The sequence below is a fragment of the Streptomyces sp. ITFR-16 genome, assembly GCF_031844705.1.
GTDB lineage: Bacteria > Actinomycetota > Actinomycetes > Streptomycetales > Streptomycetaceae > Streptomyces.
The window spans coordinates 6,133,495-6,155,827 of sequence record NZ_CP134609.1 but is presented as its reverse complement, the minus strand read 5'-3'; the positions used below and the strand labels follow the sequence as shown (position 1 = coordinate 6,155,827).

Annotated in this window: 19 protein-coding genes and 1 tRNA gene; 7 read left to right on the top strand and 13 right to left on the bottom strand. The window is 71.4% G+C overall.

Annotated features, from left to right (window positions below; genetic code table 11):
* Positions 1-72 precede the first annotated feature (72 nt).
* From RLT58_RS27250 to RLT58_RS27235, 4 genes are read left to right on the top strand one after another with little or no spacing between them, the layout of a single operon-like run.
* The gene (locus tag RLT58_RS27250; protein ID WP_311313007.1) at positions 73-1,002 is read left to right on the top strand and encodes a branched-chain amino acid ABC transporter permease; all 930 of its coding nucleotides are present in this window, start codon (positions 73-75) and stop codon (positions 1,000-1,002) included.
* A 5-nt stretch (positions 1,003-1,007) separates the two neighbouring features.
* Entirely contained in the window at positions 1,008-2,792 is a 1,785-nt protein-coding gene (locus RLT58_RS27245; RefSeq protein ID WP_311313006.1) for a branched-chain amino acid ABC transporter permease, read from the top strand.
* 5 nt (positions 2,793-2,797) lie between these two features.
* The gene (locus RLT58_RS27240; protein ID WP_311314669.1) at positions 2,798-3,712 is read left to right on the top strand and encodes an ABC transporter ATP-binding protein; all 915 of its coding nucleotides are present in this window, start codon (positions 2,798-2,800) and stop codon (positions 3,710-3,712) included.
* Positions 3,709-4,425 carry an ABC transporter ATP-binding protein gene (locus RLT58_RS27235; protein WP_311313005.1) on the top strand — a complete coding sequence of 239 codons (717 nt, stop codon included), beginning with the start codon at positions 3,709-3,711 and terminating at the stop codon, positions 4,423-4,425. The genes RLT58_RS27240 and RLT58_RS27235 overlap by 4 nt, the downstream gene beginning before the upstream one ends.
* Positions 4,426-4,490: 65 nt before the next feature.
* Here the strand turns inward: RLT58_RS27235 and RLT58_RS27230 are convergent, their stop codons facing one another.
* Positions 4,491-5,141, bottom strand: coding sequence for an ANTAR domain-containing response regulator (locus RLT58_RS27230; protein WP_311313004.1), 651 nt, complete (start codon positions 5,139-5,141; stop codon positions 4,491-4,493).
* Positions 5,142-5,239: 98 nt separating this feature from the next.
* Between RLT58_RS27230 and RLT58_RS27225 the strand changes: the two genes are divergently transcribed.
* A tRNA-Leu gene (locus RLT58_RS27225) sits at positions 5,240-5,314 on the top strand.
* 35 nt (positions 5,315-5,349) lie between these two features.
* On the opposite strand, the gene pyk is transcribed toward RLT58_RS27225, so the two are convergent.
* Entirely contained in the window at positions 5,350-6,783 is a 1,434-nt protein-coding gene (gene pyk / locus RLT58_RS27220; protein WP_311313003.1) for a pyruvate kinase, read from the bottom strand.
* Between the two features lie 145 nt (positions 6,784-6,928).
* Complete coding sequence (locus tag RLT58_RS27215; RefSeq protein ID WP_311313002.1) at positions 6,929-7,621, bottom strand: SIMPL domain-containing protein; 693 nt, start codon at positions 7,619-7,621, stop codon at positions 6,929-6,931.
* Positions 7,622-7,800: 179 nt separating this feature from the next.
* Here RLT58_RS27215 and RLT58_RS27210 point away from each other — a divergent pair, with 179 nt between their 5' ends.
* Positions 7,801-9,612: a bifunctional metallophosphatase/5'-nucleotidase gene (locus tag RLT58_RS27210; protein ID WP_311313001.1), complete on the top strand. Its 1,812-nt coding sequence runs from the start codon at positions 7,801-7,803 to the stop codon at positions 9,610-9,612.
* A 78-nt stretch (positions 9,613-9,690) separates the two neighbouring features.
* On the opposite strand, the gene RLT58_RS27205 is transcribed toward RLT58_RS27210, so the two are convergent.
* From RLT58_RS27205 to pepN, 3 genes are all read right to left on the bottom strand, one after another.
* The gene (locus RLT58_RS27205) at positions 9,691-11,100 is read right to left on the bottom strand and encodes a lysine N(6)-hydroxylase/L-ornithine N(5)-oxygenase family protein (RefSeq protein ID WP_311313000.1); all 1,410 of its coding nucleotides are present in this window, start codon (positions 11,098-11,100) and stop codon (positions 9,691-9,693) included.
* The gene (locus tag RLT58_RS27200; RefSeq protein WP_311312999.1) at positions 11,097-12,563 is read right to left on the bottom strand and encodes a pyridoxal phosphate-dependent decarboxylase family protein; all 1,467 of its coding nucleotides are present in this window, start codon (positions 12,561-12,563) and stop codon (positions 11,097-11,099) included. Before RLT58_RS27200 ends, RLT58_RS27205 begins: the two co-directional genes overlap by 4 nt.
* A gap of 242 nt (positions 12,564-12,805) precedes the next feature.
* A complete protein-coding gene (gene pepN / locus RLT58_RS27195) occupies positions 12,806-15,307 on the bottom strand; it encodes an aminopeptidase N (RefSeq protein ID WP_311312998.1) in 2,502 nt (833 codons plus the stop codon).
* 128 nt (positions 15,308-15,435) lie between these two features.
* Here pepN and RLT58_RS27190 point away from each other — a divergent pair, with 128 nt between their 5' ends.
* A complete protein-coding gene (locus RLT58_RS27190) occupies positions 15,436-15,948 on the top strand; it encodes a MarR family winged helix-turn-helix transcriptional regulator (RefSeq protein ID WP_311312997.1) in 513 nt (170 codons plus the stop codon).
* A gap of 86 nt (positions 15,949-16,034) precedes the next feature.
* On the opposite strand, the gene RLT58_RS27185 is transcribed toward RLT58_RS27190, so the two are convergent.
* From RLT58_RS27185 to RLT58_RS27155, 7 genes are all read right to left on the bottom strand, one after another.
* The gene (locus RLT58_RS27185) at positions 16,035-17,105 is read right to left on the bottom strand and encodes a Rieske 2Fe-2S domain-containing protein (RefSeq protein ID WP_311312996.1); all 1,071 of its coding nucleotides are present in this window, start codon (positions 17,103-17,105) and stop codon (positions 16,035-16,037) included.
* Positions 17,106-17,112: 7 nt separating this feature from the next.
* Positions 17,113-17,343 carry a recombinase-like helix-turn-helix domain-containing protein gene (locus RLT58_RS27180; protein WP_311312995.1) on the bottom strand — a complete coding sequence of 77 codons (231 nt, stop codon included), beginning with the start codon at positions 17,341-17,343 and terminating at the stop codon, positions 17,113-17,115.
* A gap of 22 nt (positions 17,344-17,365) precedes the next feature.
* Positions 17,366-18,328: a PDR/VanB family oxidoreductase gene (locus RLT58_RS27175; protein WP_311312994.1), complete on the bottom strand. Its 963-nt coding sequence runs from the start codon at positions 18,326-18,328 to the stop codon at positions 17,366-17,368.
* Positions 18,325-19,995 (bottom strand): thiamine pyrophosphate-binding protein, encoded by a 1,671-nt coding sequence (locus RLT58_RS27170; protein ID WP_311312993.1) that lies wholly within the window; start codon positions 19,993-19,995, stop codon positions 18,325-18,327. The genes RLT58_RS27175 and RLT58_RS27170 overlap by 4 nt, the downstream gene beginning before the upstream one ends.
* A gap of 39 nt (positions 19,996-20,034) precedes the next feature.
* Positions 20,035-20,832, bottom strand: a complete 798-nt coding sequence (locus RLT58_RS27165) for an SDR family oxidoreductase (RefSeq protein WP_311312992.1) — start codon at positions 20,830-20,832, stop codon at positions 20,035-20,037.
* 179 nt (positions 20,833-21,011) lie between these two features.
* Positions 21,012-21,770, bottom strand: coding sequence for an SDR family NAD(P)-dependent oxidoreductase (locus tag RLT58_RS27160; RefSeq protein WP_311312991.1), 759 nt, complete (start codon positions 21,768-21,770; stop codon positions 21,012-21,014).
* Complete coding sequence (locus RLT58_RS27155) at positions 21,770-22,291, bottom strand: cupin domain-containing protein (RefSeq protein ID WP_399131684.1); 522 nt, start codon at positions 22,289-22,291, stop codon at positions 21,770-21,772. Before RLT58_RS27155 ends, RLT58_RS27160 begins: the two co-directional genes overlap by 1 nt.
* Positions 22,292-22,333 lie beyond the last annotated feature (42 nt).

Genomic DNA, 22,333 nt, shown 5'->3' with positions numbered 1-22,333 from the left:
CCAGACCGCGCGGGAGCGCTACGAGCGCTCCCGCGCGGTGCCATATCCGAACCACTCCACGGAGGCCCTGCGGTGCACGAACTGCCGCAACAGCTGGCCAATGGACTCATCCTCGGCGCGATGTACGGACTCATCGCGATCGGTTACACGATGGTCTACGGAATCATCCAGCTCATCAACTTCGCCCACGGCGAGATCTTCATGATCGGAGGCTTCGGAGCTCTCACCGTGTACCTCTGGATGCCGGCCGGCTCCAACCTCCTCGCAATCGTCCCCCTCATGATCATCGGCGGCGTCATATGCTCCGTCGCGGTCAGCGTCGCCGCCGAACGCTTCGCCTACCGGCCGCTGCGCAACGCCCCCCGGCTCGCCCCGCTGATCACCGCGATCGGACTCTCCCTCGCGCTCCAGCAGGCCATCTGGAAGTGGTACCCGAACGCCACCAAGGACCGCCCCTTCCCGCAGTTCAAGGGCGAGGCCTTCGACCTCTTCGGCGCCCACATCCAGCGCGGTGACATCTTCGTCCTCATCGCCGCCCCCGTCTGCATGATCGCCCTCGGGCTCTTCGTCTCCAAGACCCGCTCCGGCCGCGGCATGCAGGCCACCTCGCAGGACCCCGACACCGCCAAGCTCATGGGCATCAACACGGACCGCATCATCGTCATGGCCTTCGCCATCGGTGCCGCGTTCGCCGCCGTCGCCGCCGTCGCCTACGGGCTCAAGAACGGCCAGATCGGCTTCAAAATGGGCTTCATCATGGGGCTCAAGGCGTTCACCGCCGCCGTGCTCGGCGGCATCGGCAACATCTACGGCGCCATGCTCGGCGGCGTCGTCCTCGGCGTCGCCGAATCCCTCGCCACCGGCTACATGAGCGACGTCCCCGGCATGGACCTGTTCGGCGGCGGTGCCTGGAAGGACGTGTGGGCCTTCGTCCTCCTCATCGTCGTCCTGCTGCTGCGGCCCCAGGGCCTGCTCGGCGAACGCGTCGCGGATCGGGCGTGATACGGATGACCACCCAGACCCCCCTCGTCCCGCTGCCCGCCCCGGTCGCCCGGATCGCCACCGCCGTCGGCGCCGCCGCCGCGCTGGCCGGCACCTTCCTGCCCTGGACCTGGACCTCCGAGTTCCCCGGCGACCTCACCGTCACCGGCTACCCCGGCGGCCTCCAGGTCCTCACCCTCACCGGTGCCGTCCTCACCCTCCTGTTCACCCTCTGCGGATACGGCATCCCGGGACTGCGCTGGCTCACCCCCGGCGGCGTCAACAGCCCCGTCCGCCTCCTCGCGCTCGCCACCCTCGGCACCACCGGCTACGCCATGGGCGCCATCTCCTACGAGCTCGGCGGCGCGGTCAACCTGGAGCCCGGAGCCTGGGTCAGCGGCGTCGGCGCACTCGTCGCCGTGGTCGCCTCCCTCGGACTGCCCAGCGACGTGCCGATCCCGGCCGAGCACATCGCGCCGAACGCCTGGCAGCGCTTCCGCAACAGCCTCGCCGCCCCCTCGGTCTCCCGCGCCAAGGCGCTCCCGGGCTGGGCCGAGATCATCATCATCGCCGTGTGCTTCGGTGTCGCGCTGTACGTCTTCACCTTCGGCATCGACATCCCCACCGAGGAGTCCGAGCAGTTCATCGGCTTCCTCATCACCGCGGCCTTCGCGTTCACCGCGCTGACCCGGGCCGGCCTCATCGCCCGCATCACCGCGCTGACCACGAAGCACCGCAACGTGACGCTGACCGCCGCACTGGTCGCGGCGCTCTGCTTCCCGTTCACCCAGGACACCGCCGAATACGCCCTCATCGGTGCGAACATCCTGATCTTCGCCACCGTGGCCCTCGGCCTGAACGTCGTTGTCGGCCTCGCCGGCCTCCTCGACCTCGGCTACGTCGCCTTCCTCGGCGTCGGCGCCTACACCGCGGCCCTCGTCTCCGGCGCCCCGCTCTCCGCGATCGGCGTCCACTTCCCCTTCTGGGCCGCCGTGCTCACCGGAGCCGTCGTCTCCCTGATCTTCGGCGTCCTCATCGGCGCCCCGACACTGCGGCTGCGCGGCGACTACCTCGCCATCGTGACCCTCGGCTTCGGAGAGATCTTCCGCGTCACGGTCAACAACCTCAACGGCAACAGCGGACCGGACCTCACCAACGGCTCCCAGGGCATCCCCAGCATCCCGGACCTCAACCTGTTCGGGATCGACTTCGGGCTCAGCCACGACATCGGCCCCTTCACGCTCAGCAGGCCGGCCAACTACTACCTGCTGATGCTGGTCGTCACCGCCGTCGTCGTGCTGGTCTTCCGCCGCTCCGGGGACTCCCGCATCGGCCGCGCCTGGGTCGCCATCCGCGAGGACGAGACCGCGGCCACCGCCATGGGCATCAACGCCTTCCGGCTCAAGCTGCTCGCCTTCGCCCTCGGCGCCACCCTCGCCGGACTCGCCGGTACCGTCCAGGCCCACGTCAACTACACCGTGACGCCCGAGCAGTACCAGTTCGCCGGCTCCGTGCCCCCGAACTCCGCCTTCCTCCTCGCCGCCGTCATCCTCGGCGGCATGGGGACCCTCAGCGGACCCTTCGTCGGCGCCGCGCTGCTCTACCTGATCCCGGCCAAGCTGCAGTTCATGCAGGACTACCAGCTCTTCCTCTTCGGCATCGCGCTCATCCTCCTGATGCGCTTCCGCCCCGAGGGCCTGGTCGCCGACCGCAGGAAGCAGCTCGAATTCCACGAGACCGGCCAACTCGACGTACCCGAACCACGGCAGTCCGAAGACAGCGACGCCGGCATCGCCAAGGCGGGGGCGTGACCACCATGACCACCACCACGAAGACCGCGACCACCGTCCTGGACGCCAGCGGGGTCACCATGCGCTTCGGCGGTCTCACCGCCGTACGCGATGTCGACCTCACGGTCAACGCGGGCGAGATCGTCGGCCTCATCGGCCCCAACGGCGCCGGCAAGACGACCTTCTTCAACTGCCTCACCGGCCTCTACGTCCCCACCGAGGGCAAGGTCAGCTACAAGGGCACCGTCCTGCCGCCCAAGCCCCACCTCGTCACCAAGGCAGGCATCGCCCGCACCTTCCAGAACATCAGGCTCTTCGCCAACATGACGGTCCTGGAGAATGTCCTCGTCGGACGCCACACCAGGACCAAGGAGGGCCTCTGGTCGGCCCTGCTGCGCCTGCCCGGCTACAGCAAGGCGGAGAACTCCAGCCGCGAACGCGCCTTGGAGCTCCTGGAGTTCATCGGCCTCCAGGACAAGGCCGACCACCTGGCGCGCAACCTCCCCTACGGAGACCAGCGCAAGCTGGAGATCGCCCGCGCGCTCGCCAGCGACCCCGGGCTCCTCCTCCTGGACGAGCCCACCGCCGGCATGAACCCGCAGGAGACCCGGGTCACCGAAGAGCTCATCTTCGCCATCCGGGACCAGGGCATCGCCGTTCTCGTCATCGAGCACGACATGCGCTTCATCTTCAACCTGTGCGACCGCGTCGCCGTGCTCGTCCAGGGCGAGAAGCTCGTCGAGGGCACCGCCGAGGTCGTCCAGGGGGACGAGCGCGTCGTCGCCGCCTATCTCGGCACCCCCTTCGAAGGCGCCCCCGGCGCCGAGGAGGTCGCCGAGGTCGAGGCCGCGGAGGCGGGGGCCGCCGCCGTCGCCGAGGACAGCAGCGCCGAAGCCCCTGCTGCCACGGACACCACCACCGAAGAGGAGGACAACCGATGACCGCACTGCTCGAGGTCGAGGACCTCCGCGTCGCCTACGGCAAGATCGAGGCCGTGAAGGGGATCTCCTTCACCGTCGACGCCGGCCAGGTGGTCACCCTCATCGGCACCAACGGCGCCGGCAAGACCACCACCCTGCGCACCCTGTCCGGGCTGCTCAAGCCGCTCGGCGGCCGGGTGCTCTTCGAGGGCAAACCGCTCACCAACATCCCGGCACACAAGATCGTCTCACTGGGCCTCGCCCACTCCCCCGAGGGCCGGCACATCTTCCCCCGGCTGACGATCACCGAGAACCTTCTGCTCGGCGCCTACCTCCGCAACGACAAGGCCGGCATCGAGAAGGACATCCAGCGCGCCTACGACCTCTTCCCCATCCTCGGGGAACGCCGCAAGCAGGCCGCCGGCACCCTCTCCGGCGGCGAGCAGCAGATGCTCGCCATGGGACGCGCCCTGATGTCCCAGCCGAAACTGCTCATGCTCGACGAGCCCTCCATGGGCCTCTCCCCGATCATGATGCAGAAGATCATGGAGACCATCGTCGAGCTGCGGGCGTCCGGCACGACGATCCTCCTCGTCGAGCAGAACGCCCAGGCCGCCCTGTCCCTCGCGGACCAGGGCCACGTCATGGAGATCGGCAAGATCGTCCTCTCCGGCACCGGGGCGGACCTCCTCCACGACGAGTCCGTCCGCAAGGCGTACCTCGGCGAGGACTGAGCCCGTACGGGAAGGCCCGCACCCCGGATGTCCGGGGTGCGGGCCTTCCCGTTGTACGGGTACGGCTACTCGGCCGCGCGCTTCTTCTCCTCGGCGTCCTCGATCAGCGCCTCGGCGAGCTGCTGCATCGAGAGCCGGCGGTCCATCGACGTCTTCTGGATCCACCGGAACGCCTCCGGCTCCGACAGCCCGTAGTCCGTCTGCAGAATGCTCTTCGCCCGGTCCACCAGCTTCCGCGTCTCCAGCCGCTGCGCCAGGTCCGCGACCTCGTTCTCCAAGGCCTTCAGCTCGGAGAACCGCGAGACGGCCATCTCGATGGCGGGCACCACGTCGCTCTTGCTGAACGGCTTCACGAGGTACGCCATCGCCCCGGCGTCCCGGGCCCGCTCGACCAGGTCGCGCTGCGAGAACGCGGTGAGCATCAGGACGGGCGCGATGGACTCCTCGGCGATCTTCTCGGCGGCGGAGATCCCGTCGAGGACCGGCATCTTCACATCGAGGATGACCAGGTCCGGCTTGTGCTCCCGGGCCAGCTCGACGGCCTGCTGCCCGTCCCCGGCCTCACCGACGACCGAGTACCCCTCTTCTTCGAGCATCTCTTTGAGATCGAGGCGAATGAGCGCCTCGTCCTCGGCGATGACGACGCGGGTCGTCAGCGGCGGGACGTGCGACTTGTCGTCGTCGGCGACGGGCTGGGGCGACTCGGGGGTGGTCACGGGGGCTCCTTGTTCCAGGACAGGTACAGCTCCCACGAGCCTACCTAGCTCCTGTAAGGTAGTGACGCGCAGGGCAGCTACAACCCTTCCTTTCTAAGGCCCCAGTACTCCAACTGGTCAGAGAGGCCGCTCTCAAACAGCGGACAGTGTGGGTTCGAATCCCACCTGGGGCACTTTTCCTTCGATTCCAAGGTTGCAGGCGAGTCGCCTACTTCGGGCTGTCGTCCTCGCCGATGTGGTGCACGCGTACCAGGTTCGTGGAGCCCGCCACGCCCGGCGGGGAGCCGGCCGTGATGACCACGACGTCGCCCTTCCGGCAGCGGCCGATCTTCAGCAGTTCCTCGTCGACCTGGGCCACCATCGCGTCCGTCGAGTCCACGTGCGGGCCGAGGAACGTCTCCACACCCCAGGTCAGGTTCAGCTGGGAGCGGGTGGCCGGGTCCGGGGTGAAGGCCAGGAGCGGGATGGGTGAGCGGTAGCGGGAGAGGCGCTTGACCGTGTCGCCGCTCTGGGTGAAGGCCACCAGGAACTTCGCGCCGAGGAAGTCCCCCATCTCCGCCGCCGCGCGGGCCACCGCGCCGCCCTGGGTGCGGGGCTTGTTGCGGTCGGTGAGCGGGGGCAGGCCCTTGGCGAGGATGTCCTCCTCGGCGGCCTCGACGATGCGGGACATCGTGCGGACCGTCTCGATGGGGTACTTGCCGACGCTGGTCTCGCCGGAGAGCATCACCGCGTCCGTGCCGTCGATGACGGCGTTGGCGACGTCGGAGGCCTCGGCGCGGGTGGGCCGGGAGTTGTCGATCATCGAGTCGAGCATCTGGGTCGCGACGATGACCGGCTTGGCGTTGCGCTTGGCCAGCTTGATCGCGCGCTTCTGGACGATCGGCACCTGCTCCAGGGGCATTTCGACGCCGAGGTCGCCGCGGGCGACCATGATGCCGTCGAAGGCGGCGACGATGTCGTCGATGTTCTCCACGGCCTGGGGCTTCTCGACCTTGGCGATGACGGGGAGGCGCCGCCCCTCCTCGTCCATGACGCGGTGGACGTCCTCGATGTCGCGGCCGCTGCGCACGAAGGAGAGGGCGATGACGTCCGCGCCCGTGCGCAGGGCCCAGCGCAGGTCGTCGATGTCCTTCTCGGAGAGCGCGGGCACGGAGACGGCGACGCCGGGGAGGTTGAGCCCCTTGTGGTCGGAGACCATGCCGCCCTCGACGACGGTGGTGCGGACGCGGGGACCGTCGACCTCGGTCACCTCCAGCGTGACGCGCCCGTCGTCGACGAGGATGCGCTCGCCCGGGGTGACGTCGGCGGCGAGGCCGGAGTAGGTGGTGCCGCAGGTGTGGCGGTCACCCTCCATGGGTTCGACGGTGATGGTGAAGTCGTCGCCGCGTTCAAGGAGTACGGGTCCTTCGCGGAAGCGTCCGAGGCGGATCTTCGGACCTTGAAGGTCGGCGAGGATGCCGACACTGCGGCCGGCCTCGTCGGACGCCTTGCGCACACGGTGGTAGCGCTCTTCGTGCTCGGCGTAGGTGCCGTGGCTGAGGTTGAGGCGGGCGATGTCCATTCCCGCCTCGACCAAGGCTTTGATCTGGTCGTATGTATCGGTGGCGGGTCCCAGGGTGCAAACAATTTTCGCTCGGCGCATGGTTCGAGCCTAATCCTTACCTACGGGTAGCGAATTGGCTCGGGATGACTGCCCAACCACCTTTGAGTGAAGGGTTATTGACAAGTGTTGAATTGTGCGGCGGGGCGCTCGGATGAGCGCGCGAAATGCGGCCGGGCGCGGCACTTCAGAGTTTTGGTGGGGTCATGATGAATCGCGCATTCACCTGGGCGTAGACGGTCTGCGCCTGCGGTTCGAGGTCGAGCGCGGGGGCTCCGCCGGCGGCGCCCGGGGCCGGCGGGGGCGCGCCGCCGTACCCGCGTGCGAAGGCGACGGGGGCCGCGTTCTCCGCGCCGAGGTCCGCGAGTTCGACCAGGGCGGCGAGCTGGGCGCCGACGGCCTCCGCGTATTCGCGGGCGCGCTGCACGGCTTCGCGTACGGCCTGGCGGCGGGCCTCGCCGTGGGCGGGCGATTCGGGGCGCAGGGACCACCAGGGGCCGTCGATCCGGGTCATGTCGAGGTCGCCGGCGCGGGTGGTGAATTCACCGAGTGCGGTGAAGTCGTTGAGCAAGGCGGTGATGAGGACGCGGCCGTGGTAGGCGCGGATCTTTTCGTCGCGTCCGCGCTGGGCGAGTTCGGGGGTGATGGAGAAGGCGCCGGTTTCGAGTTTCTCGACGGCTTCGCCGTATCCCCGGGCGAGTTCGAGAACGGCGCTGTTGCGCCGGGTGAGATCGTCGAGCGCGGCGCGGCGGTCCTTTCCGCGCGCGGTGACGGTGATGCCGACGCGGGCGATCTCGGGGTCGAACTGGAGGCGGGCCTCGCCCCGGACGGCGAGGCGGGGGTGGTCCGGGGTGCCGTAGGGCTGCGCGGTGTCGGTCATGGGTCCACTGTCGCACTCGGGTACGACAGCGGCCGGTCATCGAATAGAAACCTGTGGGGGGTGTTGCCGGGTGTGGTGCGTGGGTCATTATCTACGCGCGTTGTCCACGCGCGGGTACGTTCTACGCGCGTTGTGTGCGGCGGAACTTGCACGGAGAGAACTGAGATGTGGGAGACGAGATGCCGCTGAACCGAAGGACGTTCCTGGGCACATCGGCCGCGGCCGGCGCCGGCGTGGCGATCGCGGGCGGTGCCGCGGCGCCCGCCGAGGCGCACGGACACGGGCACGGTCATGGGCACGGGCGTCCGCCGAAGCGGTACTCGTTCACCGTGATGGGGACGACGGACCTGCACGGGAATGTCTTCAACTGGGACTACTTCACGGACGCGGAGTTCGACGACAAGGACCACAACGACGTCGGCCTGGCGAAGATCTCCACACTGGTCGACCAGGTGCGGCGCGAGAAGGGCCGCCACAACACCCTGATGATCGACGCGGGTGACACGATCCAGGGCACGCAGCTGTCGTACTACTACGCGAAGATCGACCCGATCACCGCGAAGCGCGGTCCGGTGCACCCGATGGCGCAGGCGATGAACGCGATCGGCTACGACGCGGCGGCACTGGGCAACCACGAGTTCAACTACGGCATCCCGGTGCTGCGGAAGTTCGAGGAGCAGTGCGACTTCCCGCTGCTCGGGGCGAACGCGCTGGACGCGAAGACGCTGCGGCCGGCGTTCGCGCCGTACGTGATCAAGAAGTTGCGCACCCCGCACGGCCGGGACGTGAAGGTCGCCGTTCTGGGCCTGACCAACCCGGGGATCGCGATCTGGGACAAGGTGAACGTCAGCGGGAAGATGGTGTTCCCGGGCCTGGAGGAGCAGGCAGCCAAGTATGTGCCGCGGCTGCGGTCGATGGGCGCGGACGTGGTGATCGTCTCGGCGCACTCGGGCAACAGCGGGACGTCGTCGTACGGGGACCAGATCCCGTACGTGGAGAACGCCGCGGGCCTGGTGGCCGAGCAGGTCCCGGGGATCGACGCGATCCTGGTGGGCCACGCGCACCTGGAGATCCCCGAGTACTTCGTGGAGAACAAGAAGACCGGCAAGAAGGTCGTGCTGTCCGAGCCGCTGAAGTGGGGCCAGCGGCTGACGCTGTTCGACTTCGACCTGGTGTGGGAGAAGGGCCGCTGGGTGGTCGAGAAGGCCGGTTCCCGGGTGCTGAACTCGAACACCGCGGCGGAGGACCGGAAGATCACGAAGCTGCTGGCGGACGAGCACAAGAAGGTCGTCGCGTACGTCAACCAGGTGATCGGCACGTCGGCGGCGGCGATGACGACCGCCGAGGCGGCGTGGAAGGACGAGCCGATCATCGATCTGATCAACGTCGTCCAGACCGAGACGGTGAAGGCGGCGCTCGCGGGCGGCGAGTACGCACAGCTGCCGGTGCTCTCGCAGGCGTCCTGCTTCTCGCGCACGGCGAAGATCCCGGCCGGGAACGTGACGATCAAGGACGCGGCGGGGCTGTACCCCTTCGAGAACACCCTTGAGGCGCGGCTCGTGACGGGTGCGCAGATCAAGGACTACCTGGAGTTCTCGGCGCGGTACTACGTGCAGACGGCGGCGGGCGCGCCGGTGGACCCGGAGAAGCTGACGAACGCGGACAACACCCCGGACTACAACTACGACGCGGTGTCCGGTCTGACGTACGACATCGATATCGCGAAGCCGAACGGTTCGCGGATCGTGAACCTGTCCTTCGAGGGCAAGGCGATCGACCCGGCGGCGCAGTTCGTGCTGGCGGTGAACAACTACCGGGCGAGCGGCGGCGGCAACTTCCCGCATGTCCCGGCCGCCAAGCAGCTGTGGGCGAACTCGGAGGAGATCCGGAACACGATCATCGCCTGGGTGCAGGCGAAGGGTTCGGTGGACGGTGCGCAGTTCGCCTCGGTGGACTGGCGTCTGACGCGGGACGGCACGCCGGTGTTCTAGGCGTCGCACGCAGGTGAAAGGCGGGCGCCCGCTTCCTCCGGGGAGGCGGGCGTCCGCCTTTCGCGTGCCCGGGGGCGTTCAGTTGCTCTGGGCGAGAGGGATGAGCGCGGTGTTCTGCGCGGGGATGCCCGGGGTGTGCGGCGCCAGGCCGAAGGTGGTGAAGGCGGTGCGCTCCGGCAGGGGGTATGGGGTGGTGCCGGTGAGGTCGTTGAGGATGGCGGCGCTGCGCCAGGCGGCGAGGCCCAGGTCGGGGGCGCCGACGCCGTGGGTGTGCCGTTCGGCGTTCTGTACGTAGATGTGGCCGGTGACGGAGGGGTCGAGGCCGAGGCGGTAGCGCTCGTCGATGCGGGGCCGGCCGGCGCTGTCGTGGCGCAGATGCGGGGCGAGGCCTTCGAGGATCCGGCCGAGGGGGCGTTCGCGGTAGCCGGTGGCGAGGACGACGGCGTCGGTGGTGAGGCGGCTGCGGGTGCCCTGCTCGGTGTGTTCGAGGTGGAGTTCGACGCGGGTGTTGGCGACGCGTCCGGCGGTGCGTACGGCCACGCCGGGGGTGAGGGTGGCGTCGGGCCAGCCGCCGTGGAGGGTGCGGCGGTAGAGCTCGTCGTGGATGGCGGCGATGGTGTCGTGGTCGATGCCCTTGTGGAGCTGCCACTGCTGGGGGACGAGTGTGTCGCGTACGGCTTCGGGCAGTGCGTGGAAGTAGCGGGTGTAGTCGGGGGTGAAGTGTTCGAGCCCGAGCTTGGAGTACTCCATGGGGGCGAAGGCCGGGGTGCGGGCCAGCCAGTGGAGCTGTTCGCGGCCGGCGGGGCGGGCGCGCAGCAGGTCGAGGAAGATCTCGGCGCCGGACTGGCCGGACCCGATGACGGTGATGTGTCCGGCTTCGAGGAGGCGGCTGCGGTGGTGGAGGTAGTCGGCGGAGTGGATGACGGGGACGGATCCGGCGTCGGCGAGGGGTTTGAGGGGCTCGGGGATGTGGGGCTCGGTGCCGATGCCGAGGGCGATGTGGCGGGTGTGCGCGCGGCCGAGCGACTCGGCTTCGCCCTGGGCGTCGAGCTGGGTGAAGTCGACCTCGAAGTGGGCGCGTTCGGCGTTCCAGCGGATGGCGTCGACCTGGTGGCCGAAGTGCAGGCCGGGGAGCTGTTCGCTGACCCAGCGGCAGTAGGCGTCGTACTCGGCGCGCTGGATGTGGAAGCGCTCGGCGAAGTAGAAGGGGTAGAGGCGGTCGCGGGTGCGCAGGTAGTTGAGGAAGCTCCAGGGGCTGGTGGGGTCGGCGAGGGTGACGAGGTCGGCCAGGAAGGGGACCTGGAGGCTGGCGCCCTCGATGAGGAGGCCGGGGTGCCAGTGGAAGGCGGGGCGCTGCTCGTAGAAGGTGGCGGCGATCGGGCCGGGGATGCCGTGGGCGAGCGCGGCGAGGGAGAGGTTGAAGGGGCCGATGCCGATGCCGACGAGGTCGTGTGGCTGATCGGTCTCGGGGGTGGGCCGGTCGGTCATCGGAGGGAGCTGCCTTCCTGGGTCGCGGTGGCGGGGTCTGCGGCGGCGGAGGTCTCGGTGACGGGGCTTTCGGTGGCGAGGGCTTCGGTGACGAGGGCTTCGGTGACGAGGCCGAGGAGCCGTTGCAGGTCGTCGGGGGTGGTGTACGGGTTGAGGAGGGTCGCCTTGAGCCAGAGGCGGCCGTGCGCGCGGGTGCGGCCGAGTACGGCGTGGCCGCCGGTCAGGAGCGCGCGGCGGATGGCGGCGACGGTGCGGTCGTCGGCGTCCGTGGGGCGGAAGAGGACGGTGCTGATGGTGGGGCGGTCGTAGAGGTCGAGGCCCGGGGCCTTGGTGACGAGGTCGGCGAGGTGGTGCGCGGCGGCGCAGGTGCGGTCGACGAGGTCGGCGAGGCCGGTGCGGCCGAGGGCCTGGAGGGTGACCGCGATCTTGAGTACGTCGGGGCGGCGGGTGGTGCGCAGGGAGCGGCCGAGGAGGTCGGGCAGGCCGGCCTCGGTGTCGTCGTCGGCGTTGAGGTAGGGCGCGCGGTGGTGGAGTGCGTCGAGGTGGTGGCGGTCGGGGACGGCGAGGATGCCGGCCGAGGCGGGCTGCCAGCCGAGTTTGTGCAGGTCGAGGGTGACGCTGTGGGCGCGGTGGAGGCCGTGGACCTGGTGCCGGTGGGTGGGGCTGAACAGGAGCGGTCCGCCGTAGGCGGCGTCGATGTGGAGTTCGGCGCCGTGGCGGGTGCACAGGTCCGCGATCTCGGCGAGGGGGTCGATCTGCCCGGTGTCGGTGGTGCCGGCGGTGGCGGTGACGAGCACGGGGCCCTGACCCCGGAGCCGGGCGAGGGTGTCGTCGAGCGCGGCGAGGTCGAGGGTGCCGGTGGGGGCGGGCACGGTGACGGGTTCGGGCAGGCCGAGGAGCCAGGCGGCGCGGGTGATGCTGTGGTGGGCGTTGGCGCCGGTGACGGTGCGGACGGGGCCGTGGCGTTCGCGGGCGAGGAGGAGGGCGAGTTGGTTGGCCTCGGTGCCGCCGGTGGTGACGAGGGCGTCGGGCGCGGTGTGGTGGGGGTAGATCTCGGCGGCGAGCGCGGCGGTGGTGCCGGCTTCCAGGGCGGATGCGGCGGGGGCCTGGTCCCAGGAGTCCATGGAGGGGTTGAGGGCCGACGCGGCGAGGTCGGCCGCAGCGGCGACGGCGAGGGGCGGGGTGTGGAGGTGGGCGGCGCAGAGCGGGTCGGCGGGGTCGGCGGCGCCTTCGGTGAGGGCCCCGACGAGGGCGGCGAGGGCGTGGTGGGCGCCGGTGCCGTGCTCCGGGATGACGGGGTCCAGGACGGTGCGCAGGGCGGCGGTGACCGTGTCGGGTCCGCCGGCGGGCAGCGGGCCGTCGCGGCGGCGGGCGCCCTCCTGGAGTGCGGTGAGGACGGTGTCGAGGAGGGGGCGCAGGGCGGCGGGGCCCGGGGTGGATCCGGCGAGGGGTGGGGTGGGCATGGGTGGGTGGCCCCTTCGGGTGCGCATGGGTGGACATGCCAGCTTGTCCGGGTTTCGGGGGGCGCTGCCGGGGAGCCCCGTGATCTGAACTCGAACGGGGGACGGTGGGCCGATGGGGCCGGGCCGGGCGGGGGCGGGATGGTATGGGCGGGGACGTACGGCTGTGGATACGGGAGTGCCCGGCCCGCCCTCGGTGGTGAGGGCGGGCCGGGCACGGGTGGTGCGGCGGTGCGGTGCTCCGGTCAGTGGGCTTCGCGTACGGCGAGGGCGCGGCGCAGGTCGTCGATCTGGTCGATCAGTTTGCGGCGCAGGGCGGGGCTGAGGTCCTCGCCGGCGAGGGCCTGTTCGCCGAGGCGGAGGCTGTCGGCGTCGACGGCGTCGGCCGGGAAGGCGTAGCGCCCGGCGGCCTCGGCGATGGCGGGGCCCCGGCGGTCGGCGAGTGCTGCGGCCTCGGCGTAGTAGCGGGGCACGTATGCCCGTACGAGGTCGGTCTGTTCGGGCTGCCAGAAGCCCTGGGCGGTGGCGGTGAAGAGGTAGTTGGAGAGGCTGTCGTCGTGGAACAGGGCGTCCCAGGCGGCGGCCTTGGCCTCGGCGGTGGGCAGCGCGGCGCGGCAGCGGGCGGCGCCCTCCTGGCCGGTCGCGCTGGGGTCGGCGTCGAGCGCGGCGGCGATGGCGGTCTCGTCGACGGCGCCGAGTACGGCGAGGCGGGTCAGGATCCGCCAGCGCAGCTCGGGGTCGAGTTCGGGTCCGCCGGGGACGGTGCCGTCGGCCAGCCAGCCCTGGATGGTGTCGGGCTGGGTGGCGGCGTCGATGAGGTGGCGGACGGCGGTGAGGCGCAGGCCGGGCCGGCTGCCGTCCTCGGTGCGGCGGATCAGGTCGCGGCACAGGGCGGTGAGCGTGGTGAGCGCGGCGGGCCGGTCCTCGGGGGCCACGTAGCGGGCGGCGATCTGGCCGTCGGCGAAGGCGAGGACGCCTTGGAGGAGGGCCAGGTCGGTCTCGTGGGGCAGGTGGGTGCGGGCCGCTTCGAGGTAGGTGGCGGGGGCGAGTTCGCCGTCGCGGACCATGTCGCGGGCGGCGTTCCAGATGACGGCCCGGGTGAGCGCGTCGGGGACGCCGGAGAGGCCGGCCAGGACGGTGTCCCAGGAGCCCGCGTCGAGCCGGATCTTGGCGTAGGTGAGGTCCTCGTCGTTGAGGACGACGAGGGCGGGGCGGCCGCCGGGGCGGGTGAGCGGGCCGTCCTGGGGGATGCCGGTGTCGAAGCGGTCGCGCAGGACGAGCGGGACGCGGCCGGGCTGGGTGTCCAGCGCGAGGTCGTAGGTGCCGACGCTGATGCGGTGGGGGCGGGTGCCCTGCCGGTCGACGGCGAGCGACCAGCTGGTGTCGGCCTCCTCGACCCGCGCGGTGAGGGTGTCGACGCCGGTGGTGCGCAGCCACTGCTCGGCCCAGGCGTGGACGTCGCGGTCGGTGGCGGAGGCGAGGTTGTCGATGAAGTCGGCGAGGGTGGCGTTGCCGAACCTGTGGCGGGCGAAGTGGGCGTTGATACCGGCCAGGAAGTCCTTCTCGCCGAGCCAGGCGACGAGCTGGCGCAGCGCGGAGGCGCCCTTGGCGTAGGAGATGCCGTCGAAGTTGAGCAGCGCGGACGCGGTGTCGGGGACGTCGGCGGGGTCGGGGGCGACGGGGTGGGTGGAGGGGCGCTGGTCCGCGTCGTATCCCCAGCCCTTGCGGGCGACGCCGAAGTCGACCCAGGTGTCGGTGTACTGGGTGGCCTCGGCGAGGGTCTGGTAGCCCATGTACTCGGCGAAGGACTCGTTGAGCCAGATGTCGTCCCACCAGGCGAGGGTGACGAGGTCGCCGAACCACATGTGGGCCATCTCGTGGGCGATGACCATGCCGCGGGTCTGGCGCTCGGTCTCGGTGACGGCGGAGCGGTAGACGAACTCGTCGCGGAAGGTGACGAGTCCGGGGTTCTCCATGGCGCCCGCGTTGAACTCCGGGACGAAGGCCTGGTCGTAGGAGTCGAAGGGGTACGGCTCGTCGAACTTCTCCTGGAACCGGTCGAAGCAGGCCCGGGTGATGCCGAGGATCTCGTCCGCGTCGGCGTCGAGGTACGGGGCGAGGGAGCGGCGGCAGTGGAGGCCGAAGGGCAGTCCGGCGTGCTCGGTGGTCACGGAGTGCCAGGGGCCCGCGGCGACGGCGACGAGATAGGTGGAGATCAGCGGGGTGGGGGCGAGGGTCCAGCGGCCGTCGCCCCGGTGGTGGGCGATGCCGTTGCCGAGGACGCTCCAGCCTTCGGGCGCGGTGACCGTGAGGTCGAACACGGACTTGAGGTCCGGCTGGTCGAAGGCGGCGAAGACGCGCTGGACGTCCTCCATGAACAGCTGGGTGTAGACGTAGGTCTCGTTGTCGCTGGGGTCGGTGAAGCGGTGCATGCCTTCGCCGGTGCGGGAGTAGTGCATGGCGGCGTCGACGTGCAGTTCGTGGCCGCCGGCGGTGAGGCCGGTCAGGGGGTACCGGTTCCCGTCGAGCTCAGCGGGGTCCAGCGGCTGCCCGTCGAGGCTGATCGAGCGCAGGACGGCGGGCTTCAGCTCGACGAAGGTGTCGCCGGCCGCGCGAGCGGTGAACTGGATGACGGTACGGGAGTCGAAGGTCTCCTCCCCCGCGGTGAGATCGAGTGCGATCGTGTACCGCTGTACGTCGAGGAACTGGGCTCGGGCCTGCGCTTCATCGCGCATCAGTACGGACATGGGGGCCATGCTGCCGTATGCGGTGGTCCCGGTGCAGCCGGGTTCGGGACGGACCGGCCGGGCCTTGCCGGAACCTTTGAGGGCTAAGATTCTTACCCATGGTGTAGCTGTACGGAGGTGTGCCCGGGATGGCGAAGGACGGGGACGCGGTCGCGTCGATCGTGGCGGACTGGCGGCGGGAGCGGCCCGAGCTGGACACGGCTCCGCTGGAGGTGTTCGGCCGGCTGCACCGGGCGTTCCTCCGGTACAGCGCGGCGATCTCGCGGCCGGTGGAGCGCCGGGGCCTTTCGATGGCCGGGTTCGACGTGCTGACCGCGCTGCGGCGGGCGGGGAAGCCGTTTCGCCGTACGGCGGGTGAGCTGGCCGACTCGGGGCTGATCAGCTCGGCGGGCGTGACGCTGCGGATCGACCGGCTGGAGAAGGACGGGCTGATCCGGCGGGAGCGGGATCCGCAGGACCGGCGGGTGGTGCACTCGCGGCTGACGGACGAGGGGCTGTCGCTGATCGACGCGCTGTTCTCGGAGCATCTGGACAACGAGCGGCGGATGCTGGCGGGGTTGTCGGAGGCGGAGTGCGGTGAGCTTGCGCGGTTGCTGGAGAAGCTGGAGCGGTCCGTGCTGGCGGCGGAGGGCGGGGAGTAGACCCTCCGCGGGGGGCACGGAGGCCCTGGTGCGGGTGGTGTCCTCAGTCGCCGGACGGGCCTGGAAGGAGGACACCCCCGCTGGTGTCAGGATCCCGTTGCCTGGGCCTCCGCCTCCGTGCGGTACATGCGGCGGACACGGACCACGCCCAGGTCGTGCTGGTAGAGGTTCTCCGCCTGGTCGGCGTCGCTGCGCAGGTCCTCCAGCATGACGCGGTCCTGTTCGAGCACCTCCCAGTGGCGGTCCTCCAGCAGTGTCCGGTACAGGAAGCGCCAGGTGTCGCGCTGCCAGCCGGTGACCTTGCGGTAGCGCCAGAAGAAGACGGCGCAGCGGTCCTCGTCGATGGGGGTGGCCATGCCGACGATGCCGAACGGGCCGCCGGGCCCGGCCGTCGGCGGGTACGGGATGGTGAGGTCGACCCAGTCGACGCCGGTGCGGCAGAGCTCGACCCAGTCGAAGTTGACCCCGCTCTGGTCGGTCTTCTCGAAGAAGAAGCCCCGCTCGGTCTCGCGGATGCGGAAGCGCGCGGTGGTCTGGCCCTCGGCCATGCTGTGCGAGTCCCGGTGGAGGAACGACCCGTGCATCGGGTCGAGCAGGTTCTCCACGGCGTAGCGCCAGTTGACGTTCCACTCGGCATAGCAGAGGAACGCGGTGGTGCCGGGGTCGGTGAGCTGTTCCGGGAGGGTGAGCGGCACCGGCTCGGCGTGGGTGCTGTCGCCGAAGTACGCGAGGATCGCGCCGCCGGTCTCGACGAGGTGGGGTGCGGCGACGAGCTGTTTGCCCTCCAGATTGCAGCCGGGCAGGCCGGGGACGGCCGCGACGGTGCCGGTGCCGTCGACCTGGACGCCGTGGTACCAGCAGGCGATGCGGTCCCCGAGGTGCTTGCCGAGGGAGAGGCGCGCGCCCCGGTGGGGGCAGCGGTCCTCCAGCATGTGGAGGGTGCCGTCGGCGCGGCGGAAGAGCAGCCACTCCTCGCCGAGGAGGGTGAGCCGTTTCATTCCGCCGGCGGGGACGAAGTCCGAGGGGCAGACCGCGTACCACTGGTTGCGGATGCCGGTGGCGAAGAGGCGGTCGGCGGTGCGGTCGCCGGGGCGGGCGACCTCGGAGGGCCGCACGGGGGTGCCCGGCCGGACCGGGGTGGCGGTGTCGGTGGTCATGGCGGTGTCACGCTCCCAGTCGGCGCATCTCGGTGCGGAAGGTTTCCTCGGTCCACGGGCTGCCGTCGGGTGCGGGCAGGTCGCGGGCGTTGAGTCCGGCGACGAGCCCCGGCAGGTCGTGGGCTCCGCTGCCGAAGACCTCTTCGATCTCCGCGGCGAGCTTCTTCTCGTACGGGGTGGGTTCGGCGGTGCGTGACTGGTGCGGGTCGAGGTACTGGGCGTGGGTCGGGCTGGTCATGCCGGCTCCCTTCGGGGGCGGTTCAGAGGTCGAGGACGAGGCGGGGGGTGCGGGCCCGGGAGACGCAGAGCATCATCGACGCGCCGGACTCGCGTTCGCTGTCGGTGAGCAGGAAGTCCCGGTGGTCGGGGGTGCCTTCGAGGACCTTGGTCTCGCAGGTGCCGCAGATGCCGTCGCGGCAGGAGGAGGCGACGGGGAGGCCCGCGCTCTCCAGGGCGTCGAGCACGGAGGTGTCCGGGCCGACCTCGACGGTGCGTCCGGTGCGGGAGCAGACGACCTCGAAGCCGGTGTCCTCGCCGTCGCGCGCCGGGGCGGCGGGCGCGGCGAAGCGTTCGGTGCGGGCGCCGGGGTGGCGTTCCTCGACGGCGGCGAGCAGGGGTTCGGGGCCGCAGCAGTAGACCTGGGTGCCCGGGGCGAGGCCGGTGAGCAGGGCGTCGAGGTCGGGGTGGCCGCTCTCGTCCTGCGGAACGAACTCCACCGATCCGCCCGGCAGTTCGGCCAGTGCCGTGAGTTCGGCGCCGAAGGCCATGGAGGCGCGGCTGCGGCCGCCGTGGACCAGGCGCCACGGGGTGGAGGTGCGGGCGGCCTCGCGGGCCATGGCCAGGAGCGGGGTGATGCCGATGCCGCCGGCGATGAAGAGGTAGCCGGTGGCGTCGCCCGCCGGGTCGAGCTCGAAGTGGTTGCGGGGCCCCTGGACATGGACGGTCTGGCCGGGGCGCAGGCCGCTGTGGACATGGGCGGAGCCGCCGCGTGAGGCGGGTTCCCGCAGGACGCCGATGCGCCAGTGGGTGGGGTCGGCGGGGTCGGAGCACAGCGAGTACTGGCGGATGTGGCCGCCGGTGTGGACGTCGATGTGGGCGCCGGGCCGCCAGGCGGGGAGCGGGGCGCCGTCCGGGTGGGTGAGTTCGATGCTCAGGACTCCGTCGGCCTCCCAGGTCATGCGGTGGACGAGCAGGTCGAGCCGGGGTTCCTCGGCGGGCGTCATGACGGGTTGCCTCCTTCTCCAGGGGTATCGGTGGCGGTGGCCGGGAGCTTGACCGGCGGGGTGAACGGGGTGTTCATCGGGCCGAGTGCGGCGAGGTCGACCTCGACGAGGGTGGGTCCCGGCGAGGCGGTGGCCGCCTTGATGACGGGTGCGGCGTCGGCCTCGGCGGCGATCCGGGCGTACGGGAGGCCAACGGCGGCGGCGAGCAGCGCGAAGTCGGGGGTGGTGAGGTCGACTCCGGAGCGGCGGGGGAAGTGGGTGTCCTGCATGTTGCGCAGGACTCCGTAGCCGCCGTCGTTGAAGACGAGAAGGGTGAGGTCGGGCTTCTCCTGGGCGAGGGTGAGGAGTTCGCCGAGGTGGACGGCGAGGCCGCCGTCGCCGGCGATGACGACGGTGGGTGCGCCGGGGCGGCCGAGTGCGGCGCCGATGCCCATGGCGAGGCCCTGGCCGATGCCGCCGCCGCGCGGGAAGACGTTGGTGGCCGGGTCGGTGATCTCCAGGAGCCGGTTTCCCCAGGTGGAGGAGGGGATGGTGACATCGCGGGCGATGACGGATCCGGGCGGGCAGGCGTCCCGGATGGCGTCGTTGACCGCGGCCTGCGGGCCGATGGCGTGGCGCTGTGCGGTACGGGCCTCGGTGCGGGCCCTGCGCACCCGGTCGGGCCAGCTCGTCTCCGTACCGCCGCTGGTGACACGGCCCAGGAGGGCGGCGAGTACGGCGGCGGCGTCGCCGTGCAGGGCGACGGTCGCGGGGTACACACGGCCCGGGGCGGCCGGGTCCAGGTCCAGCTGGATGTGGACGGGCGGGAGCCGGAGGCCGTAGTCGGCGGTCTCGTTGGAGCGGAAGTGGGTGCCGATGGAGAGCAGGACGTCGGCCTCGGCGAGCAGGGCGCGGCCGGCGGGGGCGGTGGCGTAGTTGCCGAGGACCCGGTCGTCGGACTCGGGGACGGCGCCCCGGCCGGAGTTGGAGGTGACGAGTCCGGCGTTCAGGGCGTCCAGGAGCGCGGCGACCTCGGGGCGGGCGCTGTTGGCGCCGCCGCCGGCCCAGAGGAGGGGGCGGCGGGCCCCGGACAGCAGGGCGGCCGCCGCGTCGAGGAGCGCCGCGTCGGGCAGGGCGGGGGCCGTTGCCCCGGGGACGGGGGTGCCGGTGAGTACCTGGGGCGCGAACTGCAGGTCGATGGGCCATTCCACGCTGACCGGGCCGTGCGGCGCGGTGAGGGCGCGGGCCGCCGCGTCGCGCAGGATGTCCCCGGCGCGGGCGGCGTCGGTGACGGTGACGGCGTGGGTGGACACCGCGCGGAGCATGCCGAGCTGGTCCTTGGTCTCGTGGATGAAGCCGCGTCCGGAGCCGAGGTAGGCGCTGTCGATCTGTCCGGTGATGTGGAGGACGGGGGTGCCGGAGCTGAGGGACTCGATGAGGGAGCCGGCCGCGTTGCCCGCGCCCGTACCGGTGCTGGTGAGGGCGCAGCCGAGGGTGCCGCTGGCTCGGGCGTAGCCGTCGGCGGCGTTGACGGCGGCGGCTTCGTGGCGGACGGGGACGAAGCGCAGATCGCGGTCGACGGCTTCGACGAGCGGCAGGTTGTGCACGCTGACGATGCCGAACACCGTGTCGACGCCCAGTCCGCGCAGCGTCTCGACGAGCAGGTCGCCGCCGTTGGGTCGGGTCATGTCGGGTGCTCCTGAGGGGTGGGGTGACGGGCTGCGGGGTTACGCGACGGCGCGGTTGACGCCGCCGCAGACGTCGACGGTGGTGCCGGTGATGTACGAGGCCCTGGGTGAGAGCAGGGCGGTGACGGCGTACGCGACTTCGTCGGCGGTGCCGAGGCGGCCCAGGGCGATGCCCCGGTCGGCGGCGAGCGCGGCCTGCCAGGCGGTGTAGTCGAGGGGGCTGCCGGACGCGGCGTGGCGGCGTTCCCACTGGCCGGTGTCGACGAGGCCGAGGCAGACGGAGTTGACGCGGATGCCGTCGGGGGCGAGTTCCTTGGACAGGGAGGTGGAGAGGTTGAGGATGCCGGCGCGGGCGGCGCTGGTGGTCATCAGCGCGGTCTCGGGCTGTTTGGCGAGGACGGCGTTGATGTTGACGACGGAGGCGCGGCCGGGGGTCCCGCCGGATGCGCGCAGATGGGGCAGGGCGGCGTTGAGGGGGTTGAGGACGCCGAAGAACTTGAGTTCCAGTTCGTCGCGCCAGTCGTCGGCGGTGGTCTCGGCGAAGGGCTTCATCCGGGAGGCGCCGGCGTTGTTGACGAGCCCGTCGAGGCCGCCGAGGTGGTCGGCGGCGGCCTCGGTGAAGGCGCGTACGGCGGCTTCGTCGCGGACGTCGCAGGGGGCGTGGAAGAGCCGGTCCGGGGTGGCGAGGCCGTCCAGGGCGGCGGCGAGGGCGTCGGGGCGGCGGCCGCAGGTGGCGACGCGGGCGCCTTCGCCGAGGAGCGTGCGGACGGTGGCGAGGCCGACGCCGGAGCTGCCGCCGGTGACGAGGATGCGGGTGCCTTGCAGGCGGAGGTCCATGGGGCTGAGGCTCCTTTCGGGTGGGGGCGCGGGGCGCTCCGCGGGGGCACCGGGACCCCGGTGCGGGGGTGTCCTCAATCGCCGGACGGGCTTGATCTGCCGGCCCGGCACGCTCGATTCGCGCGGCGCGGTGGTCGTTCTGTCCTCGATCGCCGGACGGGCCCGGATTGGCTCGGGCGTCAGGTCATCGTGAAGCCGCCGTTGACCGCGAAGGTCTGGCCCGTGATGTAGCCGGACTCCTCGCCGACGAGGAACGCGATCAGGCCGACCAGGTCCGCCGGTCGCTGGGGGCGGGAGATCGCCCGGTTCAGCCGGTACAGCTCGTGGCGTTCGGCGGGGATGTCCACCGCGGACTCCCCCTCCGTGAGGCCGGGCGCGACCGCGTTGACGGTGATGCCGAGGTCGCCCGTCTCGCGGGCCATGGCCCGGGTCAGGGAGATCACCGCACCCTTGGAGGCGATGTAGTGGGCCAGCCGGGGCGAGCCGTACAGCGCCGCGTCCGAGGCGAGGTTGACGATGCGTCCGCTGCCGTGGGCCCGCATCAGCGGGAGGAGGGCGCGGGCGACGAGCCAGGGGCCGCGGGCGTTGACCGCCATGATGCGGTCCCAGGCTTCGACATCGATCTCGTGGAACGGCTTGCCGCCCACCGCGTTGGCGAGTCCGGCGTTGTTGACCAGGCCGTACAGCCGGCTGCCGTCCCCGGCGAGCGTGCCGGCGAGTGCGGCGACGGAGTCCGGGTCGGCGACATCGAGCGGGTGGAAGTCCGCGGCGATGCCGTCGGCCCGCAGTTCCTCGGCGGCCCGGCGCCCGGTGGCCTCGTCGAGTTCGGCGACGAGGACGCGGTGGCCGTCGGCGCCGATCCGGCGGGCCGCGGCCAGTCCCAGGCCGCGGCCGGCGCCGGTGACGACGACCGTACGGGGGGTGTCGTCGGCGGCCATCAGTCGCGGGTCACGCCGTGCATCGGGGAGTGCGCGGGGTAGGTCGGCACCTGCGGCTTCCGGGTACCGATGATCACGCAGAACAGGGCGTCGGTGTCGCCCTCGTTCTTCAGCGAGCGGGCCACCCCGGCGGGCACGACGATCATGTCGCGGTAGCCGAGGGTGCGGTACTCGGCCTCGTCGGCGCCCCGGTGGATGCCGACCCTGACCTGCCCCTCCAGGACGAAGAAGGCCTCCTCGACGTCGTGGTGGGTGTGCTCGGGGCCCTCCGCGCCCGGCGGGAGCAGCATGTTGGAGAGGGTGAAGCCGCCCGAGGGCAGGATGCGGTTGTCGTTCTCGTGGTTGCCGGTGGCGCCGGAGCCGACGTAGCGGATCTGGGCGCGGCGGTACTGGGCGCCGGCCTTCTCCTGGAAGGAGAGGGTGTTCCAGTCGGGCTCGCGGGAGTCCTTGGTGGCGATGAGCGAGTCGGTGAACTTCGCGAGGTCGCCGTCGTTCTCGTACGGGGTGTTGTCGATGGGCACGGGATGCTCCTCGGTTCGGTGCTGGGGGCGGGTGGTGGGCGG